The sequence below is a fragment of the Bacillus sp. M13(2017) genome (assembly GCF_002218325.1).
In the GTDB taxonomy this organism is placed as follows: Bacteria; Bacillota; Bacilli; order Bacillales; family Bacillaceae_G; genus Bacillus_A; species Bacillus_A thuringiensis_K.
Map to the genome: position 1 here is coordinate 110,344 of NZ_KZ268502.1, position 23,317 is coordinate 133,660.

Here is a 23,317-nt window from a genome sequence, read left to right on the forward strand (position 1 = left end):
TGTTATTGTATAGAATTAAAGAGGTAGTTAGATGAACAGTACAGTTAAGAAATTTGCTCGTAATTTTTCGTATACATTTATTGCTAATATTTTATCTATAGTTATTTCCACGGTGTTGCTTTTAGTTGTACCTAGATTTATTGGTGTTAGTGATTATGGCTATTGGCAGTTGTATATCTTTTATTCTTCGTATATATCCTATATGTCCTTAGGTTTGACAGATGGTGCTTATTTAAGGTATGGAGGATGGGAATATAATAATTTATATAAACCTGTTTTCGTATCGCAGTATTGGTTTTTAGTTGCTTTTGATGTTGTTGTGAATTTTTTAATTTTCTTATTTTATAGCTCAATCTCTACGGATACAAGTAAAACGATAGTTGTCGCATTAACATGTTTGACAGGTGTATTGGTAGTTCCTCGTTCATTATTAACTTTTATGCTACAAGCAACTAATCGGATTAAAGAGTATGCTATCATTCTAATTCTAGAACGTATAGTTTATTTTATTTTAGTTATAATCTTTTTAATGAATGGTATTAAGCAATTTGAATATCTTATTTTTGCTGATATCGTTGGGAAGATCTGTTCAATAGTGTATTCGTTATTTTCATGTAAAGAATTGGTGTTTGGGAAAATGGATTCTATAAAAATAAGTATTAAAGAAATATGGATTAATATTTCTGTGGGAAGCAAATTATTATTTGCTAATTTTGCAAGTATGCTTATTATTGGTATTGTCCGGTTTGCTATTGAAGGTAATTGGAGTATTGAAACATTCGGAAAGGTATCATTAACATTAAGTATAGCCAATATGCTGATGCTATTCATTAATGCAATAGCAGTAATTTTATTTCCTACTCTACGCCGTACATCGAAGGAGAAACTCCCGGATATTTACAAAACAATGAGGATTTCTATTACAGTACCATTAGTAGGGCTTTTAACTTTTTATTATCCAGCAAAATCAATTCTATCCGTTTGGTTACCTCAGTATGCGGAAAGTTTAACTTATATGGCATTGCTATTTCCAATGTGTCTTTATGAAAGTAAAATGCTTTTACTAATTAATACGTATTTAAAAACTCTACGTAAAGAAAAGTGGATGCTAATAATTAATTTAATCACCGTGGGTTTGAGTTTAGTATTAACATTCATAAGTGTATATCTATTAAATAGTTTAAATTTAGCAATCTTATGCATTATATTTTTGTTGGCATTTAGATGTATTATTGCTGAATTATATTTAGCGAAGGTTTTAAATCTTAGGGTTAAGAAAGATATTTTATTAGAATTATTTATGACAATAGTATTTATTAGTGTATCCTGGTATTTAAGTGCTTTATGGGCAGCTGCTATTTATGTAACAGCTTATATTGGCTATATAGTACTTAAGTGGAATGATATACTTTACATACTAAAAAATATAAAAAGAATTTTTAAGGATAGATAATAACTAGAGTTTAAAAAGAAAAATTAAAAATAGTGAATCTATGTAAGTTATAAAAAAGAAGAATCTATATTTGTAGGGAGTAATTAGATAAGAAATAAAAAAGGTTAAATATGGACATTTGAAATAGTAGATGTTATGTATATTTACATGAAATTGAGAGAATTAAGAATTGATTAGTTTTATACTAACATTTATTAAAAACTTGAGAGGTTGTTTATGAATATCCTAATTAGATATGTTTTGTTAATAGGTGCATTACTATTTTTTTTAATAGGTTTAATATTTCAAGAACCTAAGGTGTTATTAATAGCAACATTAACTATTTTTTTTCATAATGTGTTTTATGCACTTAGGAAATTTTATGAAAGAAGTATATTCTTATGCTTTAATCTAACATTTTTCACTTTCTTGATAGGAAGAATGGTCGTCACTGAAATTTTTGGTTACAATGTAAATTTGTTAGGGATTTTTGGACTGGCTTTTGAAGATAAAAGTATTATAAATATTACTTTAATTTGTTTGTTTTTAAGTCTATTTGCTATTTTTATTGGATATGCAGTCATTCAAAAGGCTGATTTGAGTTTTCTAAAGAAGAAGAAGGAACTTAGTGTAGGGTACCTTTACTCGTTTAGATTATTTAGTCTATTGTTTTTTTATTTTTGTATGATATTTCGATTAATTTATGTTTATGAAATGAAGCAGACAGCTGCCACAGAGGGATATTACGAAAGTTTTATGACGTTTACATCTTCACTACCAACTGTTTTAATTACAATTGGAAATATGTATGATGTAGCCTTTTTTGCTTATTTAGCAACTAATCCTTCTAAAAGAAAAAGCTTTTTCCCAGTATTGTTGTATATAGGTGAAGGATTGTTTGCTGCTTTAGCAGGTAGAAGATCAATTTTTATTTTAAATTTATTAATAGTATTTATTTATTATTGTATGAGAAGTGTTCAGAAGACAGGGAAACAACCTGAACAAGAAAAGAAGTGGTTAGGGAAATTTGAATGGACTTTAGGCGGAATTGCAGTCCCAATACTATTAGCTTTTATGACCTTTATAGGTAATTTAAGAGCTGATTTTAGTGCGGGAGGAAAGGCGAAAAATGTCGGTAATTCCATTTTAGAGTTTTTCTATTCTCAGGGAATTAGTGCGAATCTAATTGGATATACAAAGTTGTACGAAGATCAAATACCCAAAGACAAATATTTTACTTTCGGACCTTTAATGGAGTTTATTAATAATAAAATTATACGGCCACTAAATGGGCTACCTGAGTATTTTGGACAAACGGCTGATAGGGCAATTAATGGTAACTTATTCGCTCATACCCTTACTTATATAATTATGCCTAGTGCGTATTTATTAGGATATGGATATGGGTCATCTTTTGTTGCTGAAATGTATAATGATTTTTCCTTTATAGGTGTATTTATAGGAAGTATTATATACGGTATAATACTGTATCTATTCTATTACATGCTGCAAAACTCAAATTTTATAGTGGTGATTTTCACATTAATGATGACTAGATCGATTTTATTTGCCCCTAGAGGAGCTGCGTTATCGTTTATAGTTTCATCATTCTCAATGCCAAAAATATTTGCCGTAGTTTTCATTATCATTGGATCCATACTGCTACATTCTATTTTTGGGAAAAGACATGTGATTAGGCAGTTGAATGGTATCAGTAAATAATTTTTGAACTCTGGGAATAAATTAAGGAAGATAGACTGCTGGATTTGGTGTATCTAGTTGGATCATGTATAAAATGTATTGCATGTGATTCAGAATGACCGTATTGATAACTAAATAAAAAAATGTTACGTGAAAAGGTTACGTTAAAAAGAATGGACAGATAAGTTGAAAGAAGGGTAAATAATGAAAAAGAAAATCCTATTTTGGATATTAGGAATTGTAGGAATATTAATTATAGGTGGAGGAGCTTATGCCTATAGTATATACTCTTCTGTCTCAAAAACATTAGATGAAGTTCATAAGCCATTGAAACGCGATAAAGATTCTAAAGGTACTGAAGAAGTGAAAATTAGCAAATCTGAACCCGTTTCAATTTTATTATTAGGGGTAGATGAGCGAGGGAATGAAAAAGGTAGATCTGATTCTTTAATACTTATTACATTAAACCCTAAAAATAACTCTATGAAGACAGTAAGTATTCCGCGTGATACATATACTGAAATTGTTGGAAAAGGAAAGAGTGATAAAATTAACCATGCCTACGCATTTGGTGGGGTAGACATGTCTGTAGCGACAGTAGAAAAGTTCTTGAATGTTCCTATTAATTATTATATTGAAGTGAATATGGCAGGATTTAAGGATATTGTGGATGCAGTTGGTGGGGTAGATGTTAATAATGATTTAGAATTTAAACAAGACAAGCATCATTTTGCTAAAGGAAATATTCATTTAACAGGTGATGAGGCACTATCATTCACACGTATGCGCTATGAAGACCCACGCGGTGACTTCGGACGTCAAATGCGTCAGCGTCAAGTGATGCAAGCTGTTATTAAGAAAGGCGCTACTTTCTCTTCTTTAACAAGTTATGGTGATGTTTTAACAGCAATTCAAAAAAATGTGAAGACAAACTTAACGCAAGATCAAATGTTTGATATGCAAAAGAATTATAAAAATTGTCTGGAAAACAGTGAAGATATTCAAATCCCAGGTGACGGTCACAAAGCCTCTGATGGTATTTGGTACTACTATGTCCCAGAAGCAGCAAAACAAGATTTAACGAATAAGTTAAGAGCGCATCTTGAAGTGACCAAGTAGTATGTAATAACCCAACTCCTTTGGAAGGAGTTGGGTTTATTTTTGCATGGATTTATATTAGTATTATATATTGTGAGATTAATAGATGAGGTGAATCGATGAATAAGAAAGCAGTACTTGTCCTTGTTATTTTTGTATTGTTTGTTGCTTCGATTGTGAGCGGTAAATTGTACTGGAATAAGAAGATTGCGAATGCAACAGGACAAACGAGTGAAGTAACGAAAACAAAGGATGAAGTGAAAGATAGCGGAGTGAAGAAAGAAGAGAAAAAGGAAGAGAAAAAACAAGATACAAAGTCATCTTTTAATGAAGCATATGCGAAGAACTTGCCAGATGCAGTGAAAGAGAAGTTAAAGAAAGCTGCTGAGGATAAAAAAGCAGTAAATCTTGTTATCGTTGGTGATGAAGCTTCTTCAGCTGAAAAGGGTGCTTGGGCAGCTAAGTTAACGGCTAATTTAGAAACTGCTTACGGTAAAGGTTTATGGAATGTGACTGTAAAGGAATATAAGGGTGAAAGCACAGAAGAGTTAATTAAGAATAAACGTGATAAAGAGATTGCAAAAGAGAATCCAGATGTGATTTTATTTGAACCACCATTTATTACTGATAACGGTAAAACTGGTAATGGAAACTCTGTCGCGAATACACAGAAGTTCGTTCAAGCACTTTCTACTAGTGCAAAGGGTGCTACGATTATGATTCAACCATCAAATCCAGTGTATGGTGCGAAAAATTATCCGAAATCGATTGAAGCATTAAAACAATTTGCGACGCAAAATAATTATACATATATTGATCATTGGGGAGCATGGCCGGATGCTTCAACGAAAGGTATTTTACCATACCTACAAGAAGAATTTGGTTTCCCAAGTGCAAAAGGACATGACGTTTGGGCGAAATATGTAACTGATTATTTTGTAGCTAAGTAATGAAGGAGAGATAAAAGGTGTACGAGTTCTCGTATACCTTTTCCTTTTATAATTAAGAGATTTGAAAATAGTAGGAGGAAAACAATGAACTCAATCCTAATCTGTGGCGGAGCTGGCTACATCGGTTCTCACGCTGTGAAAAAATTAGTAGACGAAGGTTTATCGGTAGTAGTGGTAGATAACTTACAAACTGGTCATGAAGATGCAATTACGGAAGGCGCGAAGTTTTATAATGGTGACCTTCGTGATAAATCCTTTTTAAGGAATGTTTTTAAACAAGAAAATATTGAGGCGGTTATGCACTTTGCAGCTGATTCTTTAGTTGGAGTTAGTATGGAAAAGCCCCTTCAATATTATAATAACAATGTGTATGGTGCACTTTGTTTATTAGAGGTAATGGATGAGTTTAAGGTAGATAAGTTCATTTTCTCTTCTACTGCGGCAACGTACGGTGAGGTAGATGTTGATCTTATTACTGAAGAAACGATGACGAATCCAACGAATACGTATGGAGAGACGAAGTTAGCAATTGAGAAGATGCTTCATTGGTATAGCCAAGCTTCTAATTTACGTTATAAGATCTTTAGATACTTTAATGTGGCTGGTGCAACTCCAAATGGTATTATTGGAGAAGATCATCGCCCAGAGACACATTTAATTCCTCTTGTGTTGCAAGTGGCTTTAGGTCAACGTGAGAAGATTATGATGTTTGGTGATGATTATAATACACCAGATGGTACTTGTATCCGTGATTATATTCATGTTGAAGATTTAGTAGCGGCTCATTTCTTAGGGCTTAAAGACTTGCAGAACGGCGGAGAGAGTGATTTCTATAACTTAGGAAATGGTAATGGTTTCAGTGTAAAAGAAATTGTTGATGCAGTTCGTGAGGTTACAAATCATGAAATTCCTGCTGAGGTAGCACCGCGCCGTGCGGGCGATCCAGCACGTTTAGTTGCTTCTTCTAAGAAAGCGAAAGAGAAGCTAGGATGGGATCCTAAGTATGTAAATGTGAAAACAATTATTGAACATGCTTGGAATTGGCATCAAAAGCAACCGAATGGATATGCTAAATAAATATAATAAGTGAAAGAGAGGGTATCGTCGACAAAATATGTTCGACAATACCCTCTCTTTTTTTATAGGATTTTTGCTATACTAAACTGTACTATAATACATGATGGAAGGAGGAGAATGATGAAAATACTTGTGGTGGATGATGAATCGAGTATTCGTAATTTGATTCGGATGCAGTTGGAGATGGAAGGTTATGAAGTGTTGGCAGCGGCTGATGGGAGAGAAGCTTTAGAGAGATGGAATGAAGGGCCGGATGTATTGATTTTGGATGTTATGCTTCCGGATACGGATGGGTATGAGTTGCTTCGTTTGTTCCGTGAGAGGGATAGGGATATTCCGGTGCTTATGTTAACGGCAAAGAGTCAGATGAATGATAAGTTGCTTGGCTTGCAGCTTGGTGCTGATGATTATGTGACGAAGCCGTTTAATTATGCGGAGCTTATTCTTCGGGTTAAGAATATGGCGCGGCGTGTAAAGAAGACGGAGGCCGCTGTAAGTCATGAAGTAATTGAGGCTGGAGAGATCGTGATTTGTCCTAAGGAAAGAAAGGTACATGTGAGTGGACAAGAGATTCAGTTAACGTACCGAGAGTTTAATTTATGTCAGTTATTTGTTTCAAATCCACAGCGTGTGTTTATGAGGGATGAGTTACTTGAGAAAGTATGGGGATTTGAGTATATCGGAAATACGAGAGCCGTTGATATTATGGTGCAGAGACTTCGAAAGAAGCTTGGGACGAGCGGAGAATATATTAAGACAATTTATGGCGTTGGCTATAAACTGGATTGTTAAGTGGTGATGGTATGTCTTTAAAGCGAAATATGGTGTTTGGAATAGTTGGGCTGTTAATTCCGATTTTTGTTCTTTTATATGCAGTTGTTTATATTACGTTAGAAAAGAATATGTATCATAACGCAGCAGATTCTTTAGAAAAGTTAAGTGTAGAAGCACAAATTTATACGATGAATTATTTAGAGAAGGAAGCAGAAGTGGATACGCTTGGTCCGAATTCACTTTTAATTGCGTCGTATTTAGCGAAGCGTATGGATGTCCGTGTGCAGATGATCGGGAAGAATGGCGATGTTGTTGCAGATACACAAAAAGGGGCATTGCTTCACCGTAACATCGACATTGAGAGTTCCTTGAAGGGAAAGAAGTCTTACGTTTTTGAGGAGGCGGATCCAGCTCCTATTCTTTTGTTTTCAAGCCCAGTATATTATGGAAACGATGTCATTGGAAGTATTCGTTTTATAAATGAGTTAACGGGTGAGAAGGAAGTTTTAACAAATGTGAGCTGGACTTTCTTAATGACGTCTCTTTGTTTAGTAGCTACCGGTATTTTCTTTGCGATTCGTTTGGCGAAGTCTCTTCATAAACCAATTGATCAGTTGAGACAAATGGCACAGCGGCTCGCGAATGGTGATTATAAGAGTAAGATTGAGTTAAATGAGTACGTGGAAATCGCTCAGCTTTCAGCATCTTTTAACGCGATGGCCGATGGAATTGAGCTGCATATTAAGCAATTGCAGGAGGAGAAAGAGAAGCAGAAAGATTTCCTAGACCGCATTACACATGAGCTAAAAACACCGCTAACGGCAATTATCGGTTATGTTGATTTAATTCCGAAGTTACAATCGAAAGAAGATGTACAGGAAAGTCTTCGTTATGTGGCTGTGGAAAGTGAGCGCTTATTATCACTTGTAGAGGAACTGCTTAAGTCCTCGAAATATGGGACGAGTACGTTTGAAGTGTCTCCTACAGTTGTGAATATAAAGGAATTGGCAGAAGAAGCAGTTTCAATTGTGAAACCCCGTCTAAATCAGTTTGAAATTGCAGTGATAAATGAGTTAACGGATGTACATGTTGTTGCGGATTTTGATAAGACGAAGCAAATTTTCTTAAATGTACTTGATAATGCAATTAAGTATAGTGATGCTTCGCATATTCGTATGAATGTAATTGTAAATGAGCATGAGGCGAAGGTTTTTGTTCATGATGATGGAATCGGTATAGATGAAGTGGTGCTTGCAGAGTGGAATGAGTCTCCGAAAGGAAAGGCACTTCCTTCTAGTTATGGGAATGGTTATGGTTTGTATATTTGTCAGGAGATTATGAATAAGCAGGGCGGAAGCATGCGGATTGAGAGTAGTGAAGAAATAGGTACTACAATATTCATTACATTTTTGCTTCCGAGAAGGATGGAAGACATAAAAAACTTGAAAGCGGTTAAATGATACATTTATGAAACAATTATGCGGTATTTTCGAAACAACGTTTTTTTATCTTGGAGGTAGGCAGAAATGAAAAGGCTATCATTTCAAATTCTTATGTTTGTCATTTGTATGATTGTTTCTCTTGTTTTGTTTTATGTTATGGAGAAGCAAATCTATAATCGAATCAACATTGTAAATGATAAACAAGCCGTTTTACAAAGGGTGAATGAATCTCTTCCAATTGAAGTGAAAGTAAGACATGAAAAGTGGGGAGAAATCGTTGTAACGGATGAAGTTCGTTTGCATACGATTGTTTCATTCTTTGACCGAATTCGAATAGAGCCTGAGGGCGTTAAGAGCCAAGAACAAGTATTTACTGGAGAAGTAACGTACTTGAATGGACATAAGCGTACTTTTGCAGTAGGTGACTTGTTCCAGTATGGGGAAAATGTATACGGAAAGAATGGCATGGATCCGATGATTTCAGCACTTCAAACGTATTTATTAAGCCTGTATTACACGCCAGAGCGTATTAGTGATTTCTTTGCTTCAGCAAAGGATGTCGTAGTACGTCAAGGCGATGTGGTACGTACTATCAATCTTACGCACATACTTGATTCTATTCGATACGCAAAGCAAATTACAGATTACGGAGAAATTCAGAAGTTATTACAATCGCAGAATGAACCGATTGCTTATATTACAGCTTATAAAACAGGTAAGCGTGTAAAGAATGATCGTGAAGATATTCTTACGATTTCTGTGTATCCATCGTACTTTGTTGTGCAATATCTCGGTGATAATAACGGAAATGTTATGTATATGAAAAGCTCTCTAGCAGAGTTATTCGTAAAGGAGAATGCGTCATGAGAAAGATAGCCTTTTTCTTCTTTTTGCTAGTAATTGGAGGAGCGATGTCTAGTTGCTCTCGAGATACAACCTCTATTAAATATAGTAAAAATGGTCTCCCTATTTTGGATGATCGTCATATTGTTGCGTATGTAGCGGCTCGTGAGGAAGTTGGTGAAGCGTTACTTTCATCATTTTGTAAACCGCGCGGATGTACGTATGAATTTATTCGTCTTTCAACAGAAGAACTTCTTCGTAGAGTGGAAGAAGAAGCTGGAAATCCGAAGGCGGATATTATTATTGGCGGTACAGTAGATGCGCATCAAATGATGAAGCAAAAAAATCTTTCTATTCCTGTGATAAGCCAACATGCAAATCGTATTTCAAAGACTGTTAAAGATAAAGATGGTTATTGGTACGGTTATGAAGTGGAGAAGCTGGCAATTGCGATTAATAAAGAGCGGTGGAACGAGGAAATAGCGCCGCTCGGTCTCTCGTATCCGTTAAGATGGAAAGATTTATTGAATCCAGTATATAAAGGAAAGATTGTCATGCCCGATCCAAATGTTTCAGGTACAGCATATACGTTTTTCCAATCACTTATTGATACGTTAGGTGAAGAGGAAGCGAAGGAATATGTGAAGAATCTGGCAGAACAAGTTGGAGAAGTAACAGTGAATGGTTACATCCCAGCAGAACTTGTTGCGAGCGGTGAATATATGATAGGCATCAACTTTATGGGAGATCAGAGAATGCTTCAAAAACAAGGCTTTCCGATTTTAAGTAACGAACCTGAGCAAACAGGGTTATCTGTTAATGCGATTTCGAAACTAAAACGTGCACCGAGTGGTATTATTGCGGATTTATTTATTGATTATTGTTTATCAGAAGAAGCGGGGCATATTTTAGAAAAAGTGTCGTTTGGCGTACCAACGATGTTTGCGAAGAATGAGAAAGAAATAGAAGGACAGCCGGTTAGAAGGACGAACCAAAATATATCAAATAGCGGGATAATCGAGATATGGAATAGACAGCGTCTCTCTCTGAAGTGAGAAAAGGAGACGAAAATATATGTTTAAATGGCTCAAGCCAGCACCTGCAATTGAGAGATTGCCAGCGGATATGATCGACCGTGTATATCGATTACTACGTATTCGTGTGTTAATCGGGATTTCAGTTGGATATGCTGCTTATTATTTAGTTCGTAGTAACTTTACGTTATCAAGTACGTATTTAGTACAAGAATATGGTTTTAGTACAGCTGAAATTGGTCTACTAGGCTCAGTAATGGCAATTGTTTATGGATTTAGTAAGTTCTTTATGGGTAATTTATCAGATAAAGCTTTCGCCCAGCGCTTTATCGCAGTCGGTTTATTCTTATCAGGGCTTGTAAATATTTGTTTCGGCTTTGCATCATCATTTGGGATGATTGTTACATTACTTGTTGTTAACGGTATTGTACAAGGTATGGGAGCACCACCTTGTAGTATTGTTATGACGAAATGGTTCTCGAAGAAAGAACGCGGTACGAAAACAGGCCTTTGGAATATTTCACATAACGTTGGTGGAATGCTTGTGCCACCACTTGTCGGAATTGGTGTAGGTATTTTCGGTGAAAATCATTGGCAAGGCGGCGTGTTTATTTTCCCTGCGATTATCGCAATGGTAATTGCAGTTCTTGTTTGGATCAATGCGAAGGATACACCAGAATCTGAAGGTCTTCCTCCAATTGATGAGTATCGTAATGACTATGAAAATCTTGAAAAAGCAGATAATGCTAATAAGATGTCACCAAAAGAAATTTTAATGAAGTATGTAGTGAAAAATAAATTTGTATGGTTCTTATGTATTGCGAATGCTTTTGTTTATTTAATTCGTTTCGGTGTTATTAACTGGGTTCCACTTTATTTAACGACAGTTAAAGGATTTTCAAAAGCAGAAGCGCATGCGGCATATGCAATCTTTGAAGGTATGGCAATTCCAAGTTCATTAATCGTTGGTTTTTTAAGTGATAAATTATTTAAAGGAAAACGTATGCCATTATGTATTATTAGTATGGTTGGAGTTGTTATTGGTACGTTTATATATTGGCAAGCAACTAGCGTACTTGTTGTAAGTATTGCAGTTTCTATTATCGGTTGTTTAATCTATGTACCACAGTTCTTAATCGGTTTAAGTGCGATGGAATTAGTACCGAAATTTGCAGTTGGTACGACAGTTGGTATGTGTGGTCTATTCGGTTATGTAGGCGGAAGTCTTGTAGCTAACGCAGCAATTGGTGTTATTGTTGATAGTTCTGGCTGGGATGGTTGTTTCATCTTACTATTAACAGGAGCGGTTTTATCAACAATCTTCTTATTTATTGTTCAACGTGGACATGAGAGAAAAGATCCTAAAGTAGCGTAATATTTTGTTTGAAAAAGCTATCCAATTATTATTTTGGATGGCTTTTTCTATATAATATAATATTTCCTTAAATCTATCTTAAAAGATATAATGTCATATTTCTAATCATTGGAATTTTTGTTACAATATAAATGGATGTGTAAAACTTTGTAAAAACATTGTAATAATATGTAATCTATTTTCAGAAAGTTTTATACAATTTTTATATTAAACTATTAAGTTATAAAAGGGAGAGAGACTATGTTACCAAATACGGTTCGTACTCCAAACAAGAAGAAGAAATGGATTATTATTGGGGTTATTGCACTAATTGTTATTGTAGCGGCAATTAATATTTTTGTTATGCAAGGTAAGAAGAAGGGTGCATCAACAAATGCTGATGCTGTAAGTTTTGAGAAAGTGACAGAGCGTAAGCTGAATAATACGAAGTTAATTTCTGGTCAGGTGAAGCCTGGTAATATTGAAAGCTTCTATGCAGATCCGACCAAAGGGAAAGTGAAAGATATTGAGGTAAAAGAAGGGCAAGAGGTAGAGAAAGGCACGAAGTTATTCTCTTATGATAATGAAGAGATTAACCTTCAAATGAAGCAAGCAGAGCTTGATCAGAAGATGGCAGATATGCGTTATGATCAAGGGGAAAAGAAGATTGATTCGTTGAAGAAAGAAATTAAGAAGGCGAAAGATAGCGGAGCTGGGAAAGAAGTAACGGATCCGATGGACGAGCAAGTAAACGAGTTAGAGATAGGGCAAAAAACAATTGATCTTGAGAAAGAAAAAGGGAAGTTGCAGAAAGAAGAGTTAAGTAAGAAGCAGAAAGAACTTACGATTTATAGTAATTTTGCTGGTGTTGTTCAAAAGTTAGATAAAGATGCGGCACAAAGTTCATCTCAAGCGTTAGGTGGTCAAGGAAAAGCGTTTTTACAAGTAGCTTCTAAAGATCCATTCCAAGTTCAAGGTACGTTAACTGAGCTTCAAAAGTCACAAATTCAAAAGGATCAAACATTCACTGTAACTGCAAAAGCAAATAATAAGAAGAAGTGGACAGGTAAGATTACAGAGGTAAGTGAGTTCCCAACAAGTGCAGAGATGGCGCAAGCTGGCGGCATGGGTGAAGCAACTCAAAATATGTCCCAATATACATATAAAGCTAGCCTTGATAGTCAAGACGGTTTATCTCCAGGTTACCACGTTTCTCTGCAAGTAAACTTAGAGAATAAGACAATGATTGCTGTTCCAAGTAAAAGCATTGTAGAAAAAGGTGATGATGCATTTGTTTATGTTGAGGAAAAAGGAAAGCTTCGTAAACAAAATGTGAAAAAAGGTTCTACTGATGGAGACTGGACAGAGGTTGTAGAAGGCGTAACAGTGGGGCAAAAGGTGGTTAAAAATCCTTCCGACGATGTGTATGACGGAATGGAAGTGAAAGAGAAATGATTACGTTAAATAATATTGCTAAAACGTATTATCAAGGAAAATTGGCGGTGCCGATTTTGCATGGTATTAGTTTAACAATTCAGAGCGGTGAGTTCGTTTCGATTATGGGACCGTCTGGTTCTGGTAAGTCGACGCTTATGAATATTATCGGTTGTTTAGATCGTCCAACAGAAGGTGAATATATGCTGAATGACGTGAATATCTTAACAGCAGACGAGTCAAAGCTTGCTTTAATTCGTAATGAATACATTGGCTTTGTATTCCAGCATTTTAATTTACTACCTCGTCTTTCAGCAGTGGAAAATGTTGAGCTTCCGCTCGTATATGGTGGCGTGAAGAAAGCAGAGCGCCGCAAGCGTGCTTTGGAGGCACTAGGTAAAGTTGGATTGGCAGATCGCGTGCATCATTTACCGAATGAGTTATCAGGTGGACAGAAGCAGCGTGTAGCGATTGCAAGAGCGATTGCAAATAATCCAACGTTCATTATGGCCGATGAACCGACTGGTGCACTTGATACGAAGTCTGGTGAACAAGTTATGGATATTTTCACGAAGCTTAATGCAGAAGGCACGACGATTGTTATGGTTACGCATGAAGAGGAAGTGGCAGCGTATTCTTCCCGCCGCATTGTACTGCGAGACGGGAAAGTTACAGAAGATAGAAGGTGTGCGGTATGAGTTTACTAGATAGTATAAAAATTGCCCTCTCTTCTATTTTAGCTCATAAATTGCGTTCAGCTCTTACGATGCTCGGTATTATTATCGGGGTAGGTTCAATTATTACTGTCGTTGCGATTGGGCAAGGCGGGGAAGCTGCATTGAAATCGCAGTTCGTTGGGGCAGGTAATCAAACGGTTCCGATTCATTATAGTGCAGATATAAACGATCCTTTCGGTATGGGAATGGTAGAAGCACCGAAGGTAACTGAAGAAGACATTTTTGAAATTAAAAAAATTCCAGAAATTTCACATGTGGTAACAACAAATTCCAGCATGGAACCACTTGATATTGAAGATAAAAAAGAAATGGTGAGTATTACTGGATTAGATAGCGAGTATTTTGCAGTAAATAAAGTAAAGTTGTTAAAGGGACGTTCTTTACAAGAATCAGATGTGGATCAAGGTAATAACGTTGTTATGATTAGTAAACAAATGGAAGAAAAGGTGTTTAAGGATGCCAATCCAGTCGGTAAAATTATTGAAATGAAAGGTCAACCGATGCAAATTATTGGTGTTTACAAATCAGATAATGAGTTTATGGGAATGGGACCATCAGAAGCACTAGTTCCAATTTCGTTATGGCCGACACTGTATGGAAAAGATGAAATTCAAAATATTTCTGTTCAAGCAAAAAATGTAGATAATCTAGAAAAAGCAGGTAAAAAAGCTGCAGATGTTTTAAATAGTCGTAAACCGACTGATGCAACTGGTAAATATGAAGTTATGAATTTAAAAGAAATTCAAGAAGGTATTTCGAAGATGACCGGTATTATGACAATGATTATCGGTGGTATCGCTGGTATTTCATTAGTCGTTGGTGGAATTGGTGTTATGAACATCATGCTTGTATCTGTAACGGAGCGTACACGTGAAATTGGTGTACGTAAAGCACTTGGAGCAACACGTAGTAAAATTTTATTACAGTTTTTAATTGAAGCTGTTATGTTAACACTTCTAGGTGGTTTAATCGGAATTGGTCTTGGGTATGGCGGAGCATATATCGTTTCTACATTCGCAAAATGGCCGCCACTCGTTTCATGGGAAGTTGTCGTTGGAGGCGTACTGTTCTCGATGACACTCGGTATTATTTTCGGATTAATTCCAGCAAATAAAGCTGCAAAATTAGATCCAATTGAAGCATTGCGTTATGAGTAATTAATAGTGTAGTAGAACTACACATTACCGTTCTAGTGGGCGGTTCGTAGCCTCTTGCATGAGGAAGTGAACCGCCCGTTAGAACGGGTTATATAAATAGAAGGAGGCGTTATAATGGAAGCAAATATTAATACGCAAGATGTAGGTGCGAAGAAGCCATCATTATTAGGAATGATTACTTCTCCAGGTGAGCAGTTTGAGAGAATGAAGACGAAAAGTCCGGTTTGGGGGGCATTTTTCCTTTTCATTATATTAACAGCTGTAATTGCAGGGATTAGCATGTATCAAGTAATGAATCATCCTGATGTAATGAGTGAGGTACCTGATGCCGAAGCGGCTAAAGTTGTTGGTTACTTCGGAATAGGAGCAGGTATTGTTGGTGGACTATTTGGTACTGCGATTTGGTTCTTCATTGCGGCAGCTATTTATAAAGTGATTATGATGTTTATGAGTAATGATACTTCATACATGAAATTATTATCTATTTATGTCTACACATATACGATTTCAATTTTAGGTGCAATTGTGAACTTTATTATTAGAATGATTCTTGGTGGAGATATTGAAACTTCTTATACAAGTTTAGCAACTTTATTTGAGCCAGGTACAGTTGCTCATGGTGCTGCTTCATCATTCGAAGTTTTCAATATTTGGGCATTAGTTGTAATGGGATTAGGATTACATATTACGGCTGGACTAAGTAAAAAACAAGCAACGATTTTAATTGTTATTTTCTTTATTCTTTCAGTTGGATTTACTAGTTTAAGTGGTCTAGCTCCAAAATTTGGTGCATAATTTATTCTTTTAGAAAAAGGTGACTCTTCAAAGGAGTCACCTTTTTTATTTTTACCCTTACTTCAAATACCACCAACAAAATTTCAAATACTACATAGTGTAATTTCAAATTCTGTCGGTAGTATTTGAAATTACTCACAGTGAAATCTTTTCTTTATTTTTATATTGTGAAGGTACCGCGGAATACTAGAAAGGTATACCTTTTAGAAACGGGTACTGTGTGAAGCCAGCGACTTTTAAAGAGGCAGTTGTTTTGTATGAAGGGATGATTGTAAATCAAATAAAGAAATTAGGTATTCGTAAAGATTATGAAGAGTATTATCAATGTGGTTTAATTGGTCTTTGGCATGCGTATGAAAGATTTGATGCAAAGAAGGGATGTTTCCCTGCATATGCAGTTGTAACGGTGCGAGGTTATATATTAGAGAGATTGAAGAAAGAGTTCGCAGTGCAGGAGAGATGTGTATGTGTAGGAGAGTATGAGGATATCTTTCATTTTGAGGATGTTGAAATAAGAGTGAAGGATTTTATGAGCGTGTTAGATGAGAAGGAGAAGTATATTATTTTTGAACGCTTTTTTGTAGGGAAGACGATGGGGGAAATCGCTTTAGAGACGGAAATGACATATTATCAAGTAAGATGGATGTATCGGCAAGCACTCGAGAAAATGCGAGATAGTGTAAGAGGATAAAAATAGCAAATAGAATGGAAGGTAAGGAGATACTACCTTCCATTCTACTTGTTATTAAGGTGATGAATCTTGCATGTTCATTTGGGATAATACATATCCAGCTTTCCATAATTGCTGACTTAACTTATGGGAACTAATTTGTATCGTTACGGTAGTTCCGTTTGAAAAATGAATTTTAGCTTGTTTAGCTTTTTTGAAAAACTCTATTGTATGAACATGTTTGAAGAAAAGCCAAATACAATTTGGAGAAGCAGGAGATTCTGTTGGGAAAGCACAAATATATTCTCTATGATTGATCGGAATTGGAACGTTTTGTTTAAATTTAAATTTTGTTTTTACGGCATTACGTCTCCCTTGATAAGTAGAATGAATATTTGTTAGACAAGATTTCTGTATAAGTTGGAGAGCAGTTTGACAGGAGTAAAGATGGTTTCCGCTACTGTCGATAATTTTTGTACGGTAATAAGGGTGTTTACATGGTTCAAGCATCATTGTAGAACTAGAAATAAAAATGTTGTTTTCATTATCCATAATTCTATATCCTCCCTTATAATTTTCATTCTGAATATAATTATATATAAATTAAGTAAATTGATTGTTAATATTCTATTTCATATTGTAAATTTTGGCTATTCGTTTACAATCAATAGGTGATAGTCTTTCTAATTTGCATCGCTTGTACATATATATGAAAATAGAAAAGAGTAGGCGGTGATATAGTATGAAGAAAAAGTATATTATTATGGCTTTAGTTGTCGTTCTCCTAGTATATTTAGCAAACAGTAATCCGAGTAAGGGCGAATATACAGAATGGGCAGCGAAGCAGTTTATGAAGCGAAATGATGTGAGTAAGAAGCTAGATGAAGTTCAAAAAGAGAATGAAGAGGGTCTCCTTGGCGACTTGGCATCGGCCGGTAAAAAGTTAGCGAAAAAGTATGTTGAGCCACAAGTTGGGTTATTAATTGATCATTATACGAAGCGAAATGATTATATATTCTTCTCAACATATACGACTGAGTTTGATATAGGTGGAGAACATTATAAGTACGTATGCGTCGGTTTTTCAAAGATTTTTATTCCGATTGAAATGCCGAAGAAAAAAGACGAATCTGCAAAATGATGCAGATTCGTCTTTTTCATTTTATAGAGTAATTGGAACTTCAGATACATTTTTTTCTATAAGGCGAGCTCCCTTTTTTCGTGTATTTTCATCAATGGATGAAAATACAGACGAGGCAAGGATTGTATCCATTACTTGATTTACAACTTGTGCATCGATGGGTGTGATGGGCGTATCGATAGAAAAAACGACTGTTTTTCCATCTTCTTTCGCGAAAATCAACTCTAGTACTTGCATGTGTTATTCCCTCCTTTGTATTTATCCCGCTATTTACGGGATTTGGATCTGCCGGTTAAATTGCGGGCTAATAATCAATGGGGATGAATAAAATCCCCACTGATCTGAGTTTTACTTTATAGTTTAGAAAGATCTGATGTGCTTACAAGTTGTACAGCGTGAAGTGGTGATGCCTGTAAGGAAGCAAGAGCATGAGCTACGTCGTGTACTTGATCTAAGCTTGCATTTGTTTTAACACGTTTAAATTGTTTGCTCTTGAAAACTGTTTTGCCGTTCTTATCTAATCCGTTGTTTAATACTAGACGTAAAGTTAAATCCATTACGATTGTTTCAATTGCCATGTGTATCACCTCCTTTCACTTTATAAATAGGGCGTGAATGTCATGTTTTGGCGTGAAATTTTTTCTTTTTTTTGGTACCCTTAAAAGATTAAGAGAGGAGAATTCTGGATAATGAATCGTAAATGGTTATTTTGGATTCCTGTATTACTATGGATGGGGCTGATTTTCTATTCTTCGGCACAACCATATAAAAAGCAGGATATGCGTTCAGATATTGAACAATATGTAAATGTTGAATTTGTGAAAGAGCATTTTTCATGGGTATCTATCGATTATGGTGGAGGAACCCCTGTTAGTATTGCGAATAAAGGTGTAGGCGGATTTATTGAGTTTTTCCTTCGTAAAGGTGCTCATTTTATGGTGTTCTTTATGCTAGGTTCATTGATTTATTACGCTTTTCATCGATCAGGTCATTCGAGGAAAAGATGTTTTATATATGCCATTCTTTTCGTTGCGGGTTATGCAACATTTGATGAGATTCACCAATGGTATACGGGGGACCGTACACCAATGTGGCAAGATTCATTGCTTGATACGTGCGGCGGATTAACGGGAATTATAATAAGTAATTGGTTTTGGAATAGAAAAAAGCGCTAATCTCATTTTGAGATTAGCGCTTTTTTTGCGGGTAGTAAAACTCTACGTAACTGGCCTGATTAAAGTTTCACTTTATACACCAAGTAATTCTTTTAGTTCGTCTGTTGATAGTTCAGTCATCCAACTATCGCTTGTGATGACCGCATTGTTTAGAGATTGTTTTCTTTCTAGCATTTCATCGATTTTTTCTTCTAATGTTCCTGTTGTAATGAGTTTGTGAACATGAACAAATCGTTTTTGACCAATGCGATATGCGCGGTCTGTTGCTTGATTTTCCACAGCTGGGTTCCACCAACGATCGTAGTGAATGACATGGTTGGCAGCAGTTAAGTTTAATCCTGTTCCGCCAGCTTTTAAGGATAAGATGAAAATGTCATACGTTCCGTTTTGGAACTCCTCAATCATCTTGTCACGATCTTTTTTCGGTACACTACCGTTTAAGAAGAGGACACGCTGGCCAAATTGTTCTTCTAGCAAACGTTTTAGCATGTTTCCCATGCCGATGTACTGAGTGAAGATGAGGCAACTTTCATTTTGATCTTTTATATTTTCGATGAGCTCCATTAACGTTTTTGTTTTCATAGAGCGTTCAACGACATTTTGTGGTTCTTCTTCTTTTAAATAAAGAGCAGGATGATTACAAATTTGTTTTAGCTTGTTCAACATAAGTAATATAAAGCCGCGTCTTTCAATTCCGCTTAATCCTTCTACATTTTGCAGTGTATCTTGAACAAGTTGTTCATATAAGGAAGCTTGTTCACCAGTAAGAGGACAGTAAGCTTTTTGTTCTTGTTTATCTGGTAAATTTAATGCGACTGTTTGATCTTTCTTTGTTCGGCGCAGTAAAAATGGTGAGATAAACCGTTGAACTTGCTGGATTTTTCCTTCATCACGATCTTTTTCAATCGGTGTGACGAAGCGGCGTTGGAATTGTCCTAAGCTTCCGAGATATCCATGATTAATAAAGTCGAAAATGGACCAAAGTTCAGCGAGGCGATTTTCCATTGGTGTACCAGTTAAAGCGATTTTGTGATTTGCCTGCAAGTTTCGTACTGCTTTCGACTGTTTCGTATGTGGGTTCTTAATATTTTGTGCTTCATCCAAAATAACAGCATCCCAGCATAATGAAGTCAGTTCTTCCTCATCGAGTTGAGCCAATGCATAAGATGTTAATACAACATCTGCTGATTGAAGGAAATCTTCAAATGAATTGCCCTTATCTCTATTACTTCCGTAATGTAATTGGACACGTAAATTTGGTGCGAAACGCTCAAATTCCTTTTGCCAATTTCCAAGAACAGATGTCGGCGCTACGATTAATGCAGGGCCTGTTTTGAGATTGTTTTCTTTTATATATAGTAAGTAAGAGATTGTTTGAATACTTTTCCCGAGTCCCATATCGTCAGCTAGCAATGCTCCAAATCCAAGCTTTCGTAAATATAATAACCATTCAATACCGTGTTGTTGATACGGACGAAGTGTTGCGTTTAGTGAAGTAGGGACATCTACCTTTGGAATATCTCCAATATGAAGCAGCTTTTGGAATAATTCCTCATAATATCCATCTAGTTCGATTTCAATATCAGTAAACGGACTATCATCTTCTACAATTTCTGTTTCAGCCGTATTTGATAAATGTTGCTGCAGGACATCTTTCATCTCTAGTCCGTACTTATCGGCACGGTTCATGAGTTTCCTTACTTCTTCGATAAAGGCTGGATCTAGTCGCATCCATTGACCGTTTATATTAAATAGACGTTTGTTTTGTTCAACGAGCTCGAAAAATTCGCTTTCTGATAAATCAATGCCGTTCGTCGAAATGCGCCAGTCAAAATTAACGAGCGTATTCATACCGAAGAACGATTGTGTTTGTGCTGTATTTTGCTTCAACTGGACACGTAATTTCGGTTTTGTTGCTTTTAAATTTTGCCACCATGATGGTAGTAAAATTGTAATGCCGGCTGCAAGTAATTCGTTGCTTGCATCTGTTAAGAAGTTCCAAGCTTCTGTTTCAAAGAGCTCATTTCGGAATGTATCTCCTTCTTTTAACCACGGTATGAGCTTACTAAAACCTTCTTGTGTTTCTGTAATCCGTTCTTCGTAATCGTGCCATCTTTTCGGTAAGGAATCGATGTTTTCATATACATATATGCGATGAGCCCCGCGCTTTGGTGTCACAATTGTTTCAAGCTTCCACATTTCAAATTCTTCTTGTGGTTCTTGTAGTCTTAGTCCGATTGTAAACGGAAGATCATCTTCAATATAACCAATTTTTCGAAGCCAATCTTCTTCATGTAGTGCTGTTTCCAATTGTCTTTTCGTAAAGTCGTAATGTTCATATAGTCTTTTAGCATCTTCCCAGCCGTCATTTGAGCGATTATCTTGTAATATGCTTTCATTAACTGCTGCTGAGAAAAGAGATGCTAATGTGTCATCTTCAATTGGTGTATTTTGAACTTTCCAAGATGGCTGTTTAGGCCAATGATTCATATCTGGTACGAAGCTACCACTTGTAAAGGCGTTCCATAATTCATTTGCATCTTTTGTAAGTGCTGTAATAGGTCCGTTTATGTGCATATGTGCAAATGAATTCATTGGTTTGTTTGCAATGTATTCAAAGGCTTGTGCATTTGTTAGTAGCACACCTTGTTTTCCTTCGAAGGTTGCTTCTTTTAGAGAAGTACCGTAGAAAGAAGTGGAGTGCCATGTGAATGCATTTCGTTTCCAACTTGTTACGGATAATGGAGCACCGCTGTCATCTTCTCCCCAAAGGAACCAACCTTGACTAACATGCTGGAGCCTAATTGTTACTTCAGTTTGATTGATCATCGATTAATTTTCCTTTCCGTAATTCCTCTTGTAGTGCACGCAGACGTGAATGGAGATTGGCGATGTGAATAATGAAAGCATCCCATTCATCGGTACGTTTTAATCGTTTATACAATGTACGTAATTTCTTTAAGTAACGAACTGCGCGTTTATATGATTTACGATTTCGTTCTTCAATCGCCTCTACAGCAGCAAGATGATAAAGAGGAAGTGCCACTTCTGGCGCTTCTTTTTCAATATCTTTCAGTGGCTCTTTCAACAGCTCAATTGCTTCAAATCCATATAGGAGATGAAGCTCTGCCCATGTACGATACTGTTTTTTCGCGAGTACGTACTGTTCATAGTTTTTGAAACTATACGGTAATAGTTCTTGTAAGATCATTTCGAAACCAGCTTGTTCATTTGTATGTGTTGCATATGTTTCATACATGATTACAAATAGCCGAACGACATCTTTTATGAAAATCGTATTTTCGTGATCTTGGATCGTTTTCTTTACTTGTTTATACGTAAAGGAAAGCCAGTTTTTTGCACGATCCCAATGCATGGCACTTAATAGTTCTTCTAACCAATAGAAGTATAGACTCACAACAGAAGCAGGCTGTTTTTTTAGTAAGTCCATCGCTAGTAGATCTTCGTCATTTAAAAAGAGAAGATGAGAAGACGCTAACGCTTTGGATAGTGGATTGATTTTCGTATCGATTCGTTTTTCTTCTTCTTGTATTTTCTCTTTATTGTTTAAAAGTTCACTCCATATGTGGCGATAAATGAAAAATCGTTCTTGCGTATAAGCGTCGGTAGAGAAGAATACTTCATGAACAAGACGAGCTGTTTCTTGCAAAATTATTTCAGACTCTGAAGGAATCGCTTCTGATTGTAAGTCCCGAACGATGGATTCCACTTTGTCTACAAATAGGCGAATGACATTAACAGGTTGGTGATAAGAATACGTTTTGTTAGCTTCGAATGCCTGAATTTCTTCTAATAATTTTTGAAAGCAGTACAGTGCTGCGTGTAACCTGAATAATTCATGTATGGCGATGACGCGCGGAGCTTTCCGCTCAAGTTTCGTATAGAAATCTGTAAAGATACTCATAAGAAAATACATTTGTTTATAAGTAAGGCGAGCTTGTTCTTTTTTAAATGATTCATATTCTTTTTCAAAATAAGATTCCCAACTTTTATAATCCGTTTCTTCAAAAGCTGATGATTGCAATACTTGTCTTGCAGTTCGAATAGGAGGAAGGGAAGGTTTCGTATTATTTTTAAATAAAGTTAATACATCTCCTACTTGCCCGAAACTAGACGCTGCAGATAGTAATACAGCGAGCATATGCTCACATTGTGTTGGTGCGAAGCAATCACAATAACTTTCAGCGACGTTACGAATCGGAATATGAACGCTATATACGTTGCCTTCCGCATCTACAGTTCCTGATAGTGTATAACCATCAAAGTCAACGTTATAGACAACACCACTACGATATAGGTGCCGAGCTGTAGCGACATGTTCCTGATCAGCTGTTTGCTGTGGATCTAGTCCTTGAACGAACTCATTCGCAATCATCATAATTTCATCTTTCGTAATTGAGTGTTGCAGCATAATATTCCTCCGTACACATATTTCTTTCCTTTACCATTATAAACAAAAAATGCTCAAAACAGAAAAAATGA

The 23,317-nt window shown here is 35.9% G+C and carries 22 protein-coding genes; 17 read left to right on the plus strand and 5 right to left on the minus strand.

From position 1 onward, the window contains the following. Window positions 1–31 precede the first annotated feature (31 nt). From CGQ22_RS09660 to CGQ22_RS09730, 15 genes are all read left to right on the plus strand, one after another. Entirely contained in the window at window positions 32–1,453 is a 1,422-nt protein-coding gene (locus CGQ22_RS09660; RefSeq protein ID WP_001089482.1) for a lipopolysaccharide biosynthesis protein, read from the plus strand. Window positions 1,454–1,669: 216 nt separating this feature from the next. Then, window positions 1,670–3,154: an O-antigen polysaccharide polymerase Wzy family protein gene (locus CGQ22_RS09665; RefSeq protein WP_001023228.1), complete on the plus strand. Its 1,485-nt coding sequence runs from the start codon at window positions 1,670–1,672 to the stop codon at window positions 3,152–3,154. A gap of 183 nt (window positions 3,155–3,337) precedes the next feature. Then, window positions 3,338–4,252: a polyisoprenyl-teichoic acid--peptidoglycan teichoic acid transferase TagU gene (gene tagU, locus CGQ22_RS09670; protein ID WP_089148615.1), complete on the plus strand. Its 915-nt coding sequence runs from the start codon at window positions 3,338–3,340 to the stop codon at window positions 4,250–4,252. Window positions 4,253–4,350: 98 nt separating this feature from the next. Beyond that, on the plus strand, window positions 4,351–5,181 hold the full coding sequence (locus CGQ22_RS09675; protein WP_089148616.1) for an SGNH/GDSL hydrolase family protein: 831 nt from the start codon (window positions 4,351–4,353) through the stop codon (window positions 5,179–5,181). Between the two features lie 84 nt (window positions 5,182–5,265). Beyond that, window positions 5,266–6,258: a UDP-glucose 4-epimerase GalE gene (galE, locus tag CGQ22_RS09680; protein WP_001084662.1), complete on the plus strand. Its 993-nt coding sequence runs from the start codon at window positions 5,266–5,268 to the stop codon at window positions 6,256–6,258. A 120-nt stretch (window positions 6,259–6,378) separates the two neighbouring features. After that, window positions 6,379–7,050, plus strand: a complete 672-nt coding sequence (locus CGQ22_RS09685; RefSeq protein WP_000699553.1) for a response regulator transcription factor — start codon at window positions 6,379–6,381, stop codon at window positions 7,048–7,050. A gap of 11 nt (window positions 7,051–7,061) precedes the next feature. Next, a complete protein-coding gene (locus CGQ22_RS09690) occupies window positions 7,062–8,492 on the plus strand; it encodes a HAMP domain-containing sensor histidine kinase (RefSeq protein ID WP_089148617.1) in 1,431 nt (476 codons plus the stop codon). Between the two features lie 66 nt (window positions 8,493–8,558). Continuing rightward, window positions 8,559–9,341, plus strand: a complete 783-nt coding sequence (locus tag CGQ22_RS09695) for a DUF3919 family protein (RefSeq protein ID WP_006925814.1) — start codon at window positions 8,559–8,561, stop codon at window positions 9,339–9,341. Next, window positions 9,338–10,372, plus strand: coding sequence for an ABC transporter substrate-binding protein (locus CGQ22_RS09700; RefSeq protein ID WP_001225641.1), 1,035 nt, complete (start codon window positions 9,338–9,340; stop codon window positions 10,370–10,372). Before CGQ22_RS09695 ends, CGQ22_RS09700 begins: the two co-directional genes overlap by 4 nt. Before the next feature lie 19 nt (window positions 10,373–10,391). After that, a complete protein-coding gene (pgtP, locus tag CGQ22_RS09705) occupies window positions 10,392–11,726 on the plus strand; it encodes an MFS transporter (protein ID WP_000477602.1) in 1,335 nt (444 codons plus the stop codon). Window positions 11,727–11,966: 240 nt separating this feature from the next. Further along, window positions 11,967–13,160: an efflux RND transporter periplasmic adaptor subunit gene (locus tag CGQ22_RS09710; protein ID WP_089148618.1), complete on the plus strand. Its 1,194-nt coding sequence runs from the start codon at window positions 11,967–11,969 to the stop codon at window positions 13,158–13,160. Further along, entirely contained in the window at window positions 13,157–13,837 is a 681-nt protein-coding gene (locus CGQ22_RS09715) for an ABC transporter ATP-binding protein (protein ID WP_000631624.1), read from the plus strand. Before CGQ22_RS09710 ends, CGQ22_RS09715 begins: the two co-directional genes overlap by 4 nt. Continuing rightward, window positions 13,834–15,033 carry an ABC transporter permease gene (locus CGQ22_RS09720; protein WP_089148619.1) on the plus strand — a complete coding sequence of 400 codons (1,200 nt, stop codon included), beginning with the start codon at window positions 13,834–13,836 and terminating at the stop codon, window positions 15,031–15,033. The genes CGQ22_RS09715 and CGQ22_RS09720 overlap by 4 nt, the downstream gene beginning before the upstream one ends. Before the next feature lie 114 nt (window positions 15,034–15,147). Further along, the gene (gene yknW, locus CGQ22_RS09725) at window positions 15,148–15,828 is read left to right on the plus strand and encodes a YknW family membrane protein (RefSeq protein ID WP_000387920.1); all 681 of its coding nucleotides are present in this window, start codon (window positions 15,148–15,150) and stop codon (window positions 15,826–15,828) included. 220 nt (window positions 15,829–16,048) lie between these two features. Next, window positions 16,049–16,519 carry a sigma-70 family RNA polymerase sigma factor gene (locus CGQ22_RS09730; RefSeq protein WP_089148620.1) on the plus strand — a complete coding sequence of 157 codons (471 nt, stop codon included), beginning with the start codon at window positions 16,049–16,051 and terminating at the stop codon, window positions 16,517–16,519. Between the two features lie 54 nt (window positions 16,520–16,573). Here CGQ22_RS09730 and CGQ22_RS09735 read toward each other — a convergent pair whose 3' ends face one another. Continuing rightward, window positions 16,574–17,050: a competence protein ComK gene (locus CGQ22_RS09735; protein WP_000368311.1), complete on the minus strand. Its 477-nt coding sequence runs from the start codon at window positions 17,048–17,050 to the stop codon at window positions 16,574–16,576. A gap of 190 nt (window positions 17,051–17,240) precedes the next feature. Between CGQ22_RS09735 and CGQ22_RS09740 the strand changes: the two genes are divergently transcribed. Beyond that, window positions 17,241–17,639 (plus strand): DUF4359 domain-containing protein, encoded by a 399-nt coding sequence (locus CGQ22_RS09740; protein ID WP_089148621.1) that lies wholly within the window; start codon window positions 17,241–17,243, stop codon window positions 17,637–17,639. Window positions 17,640–17,660: 21 nt separating this feature from the next. Here CGQ22_RS09740 and CGQ22_RS09745 read toward each other — a convergent pair whose 3' ends face one another. Next, a complete protein-coding gene (locus CGQ22_RS09745; protein WP_001197590.1) occupies window positions 17,661–17,876 on the minus strand; it encodes a DUF2922 domain-containing protein in 216 nt (71 codons plus the stop codon). 116 nt (window positions 17,877–17,992) lie between these two features. Continuing rightward, the gene (locus CGQ22_RS09750) at window positions 17,993–18,217 is read right to left on the minus strand and encodes a DUF1659 domain-containing protein (RefSeq protein ID WP_000963860.1); all 225 of its coding nucleotides are present in this window, start codon (window positions 18,215–18,217) and stop codon (window positions 17,993–17,995) included. A gap of 111 nt (window positions 18,218–18,328) precedes the next feature. Between CGQ22_RS09750 and CGQ22_RS09755 the strand changes: the two genes are divergently transcribed. Then, window positions 18,329–18,814: a VanZ family protein gene (locus CGQ22_RS09755; protein WP_001080704.1), complete on the plus strand. Its 486-nt coding sequence runs from the start codon at window positions 18,329–18,331 to the stop codon at window positions 18,812–18,814. 72 nt (window positions 18,815–18,886) lie between these two features. Here the strand turns inward: CGQ22_RS09755 and CGQ22_RS09760 are convergent, their stop codons facing one another. Both CGQ22_RS09760 and CGQ22_RS09765 read right to left on the minus strand, forming a co-directional pair. Then, window positions 18,887–21,643: a DEAD/DEAH box helicase gene (locus CGQ22_RS09760; RefSeq protein WP_089148622.1), complete on the minus strand. Its 2,757-nt coding sequence runs from the start codon at window positions 21,641–21,643 to the stop codon at window positions 18,887–18,889. Continuing rightward, window positions 21,627–23,246 (minus strand): SWIM zinc finger family protein, encoded by a 1,620-nt coding sequence (locus tag CGQ22_RS09765; RefSeq protein ID WP_089148623.1) that lies wholly within the window; start codon window positions 23,244–23,246, stop codon window positions 21,627–21,629. The genes CGQ22_RS09760 and CGQ22_RS09765 overlap by 17 nt, the downstream gene beginning before the upstream one ends. Window positions 23,247–23,317: the final 71 nt, after the last annotated feature.

Excerpts from the sequence above, each read along its gene's own strand:
- CGQ22_RS09665 (WP_001023228.1), top strand. The coding sequence starts at position 1,670 with ATGAATATCCTAATTAGATATGTTTTGTTAATAGGTGCATTACTATTT.
- CGQ22_RS09685 (WP_000699553.1), top strand. The coding sequence starts at position 6,379 with ATGAAAATACTTGTGGTGGATGATGAATCGAGTATTCGTAATTTGATT.
- yknW (WP_000387920.1), top strand. The coding sequence starts at position 15,148 with ATGGAAGCAAATATTAATACGCAAGATGTAGGTGCGAAGAAGCCATCA.
- CGQ22_RS09735 (WP_000368311.1), bottom strand. The coding sequence starts at position 17,050 with ATGGATAATGAAAACAACATTTTTATTTCTAGTTCTACAATGATGCTT.
- CGQ22_RS09755 (WP_001080704.1), top strand. The coding sequence starts at position 18,329 with ATGAATCGTAAATGGTTATTTTGGATTCCTGTATTACTATGGATGGGG.
- CGQ22_RS09690 (WP_089148617.1), top strand. The coding sequence starts at position 7,062 with ATGTCTTTAAAGCGAAATATGGTGTTTGGAATAGTTGGGCTGTTAATT.
- CGQ22_RS09720 (WP_089148619.1), top strand. The coding sequence starts at position 13,834 with ATGAGTTTACTAGATAGTATAAAAATTGCCCTCTCTTCTATTTTAGCT.
- CGQ22_RS09700 (WP_001225641.1), top strand. The coding sequence starts at position 9,338 with ATGAGAAAGATAGCCTTTTTCTTCTTTTTGCTAGTAATTGGAGGAGCG.
- CGQ22_RS09710 (WP_089148618.1), top strand. The coding sequence starts at position 11,967 with ATGTTACCAAATACGGTTCGTACTCCAAACAAGAAGAAGAAATGGATT.
- CGQ22_RS09660 (WP_001089482.1), top strand. The coding sequence starts at position 32 with ATGAACAGTACAGTTAAGAAATTTGCTCGTAATTTTTCGTATACATTT.
- pgtP (WP_000477602.1), top strand. The coding sequence starts at position 10,392 with ATGTTTAAATGGCTCAAGCCAGCACCTGCAATTGAGAGATTGCCAGCG.
- CGQ22_RS09750 (WP_000963860.1), bottom strand. The coding sequence starts at position 18,217 with ATGGCAATTGAAACAATCGTAATGGATTTAACTTTACGTCTAGTATTA.
- CGQ22_RS09745 (WP_001197590.1), bottom strand. The coding sequence starts at position 17,876 with ATGCAAGTACTAGAGTTGATTTTCGCGAAAGAAGATGGAAAAACAGTC.
- CGQ22_RS09765 (WP_089148623.1), bottom strand. The coding sequence starts at position 23,246 with ATGCTGCAACACTCAATTACGAAAGATGAAATTATGATGATTGCGAAT.
- CGQ22_RS09740 (WP_089148621.1), top strand. The coding sequence starts at position 17,241 with ATGAAGAAAAAGTATATTATTATGGCTTTAGTTGTCGTTCTCCTAGTA.
- CGQ22_RS09715 (WP_000631624.1), top strand. The coding sequence starts at position 13,157 with ATGATTACGTTAAATAATATTGCTAAAACGTATTATCAAGGAAAATTG.
- tagU (WP_089148615.1), top strand. The coding sequence starts at position 3,338 with ATGAAAAAGAAAATCCTATTTTGGATATTAGGAATTGTAGGAATATTA.
- galE (WP_001084662.1), top strand. The coding sequence starts at position 5,266 with ATGAACTCAATCCTAATCTGTGGCGGAGCTGGCTACATCGGTTCTCAC.
- CGQ22_RS09760 (WP_089148622.1), bottom strand. The coding sequence starts at position 21,643 with ATGATCAATCAAACTGAAGTAACAATTAGGCTCCAGCATGTTAGTCAA.
- CGQ22_RS09675 (WP_089148616.1), top strand. The coding sequence starts at position 4,351 with ATGAATAAGAAAGCAGTACTTGTCCTTGTTATTTTTGTATTGTTTGTT.
- CGQ22_RS09695 (WP_006925814.1), top strand. The coding sequence starts at position 8,559 with ATGAAAAGGCTATCATTTCAAATTCTTATGTTTGTCATTTGTATGATT.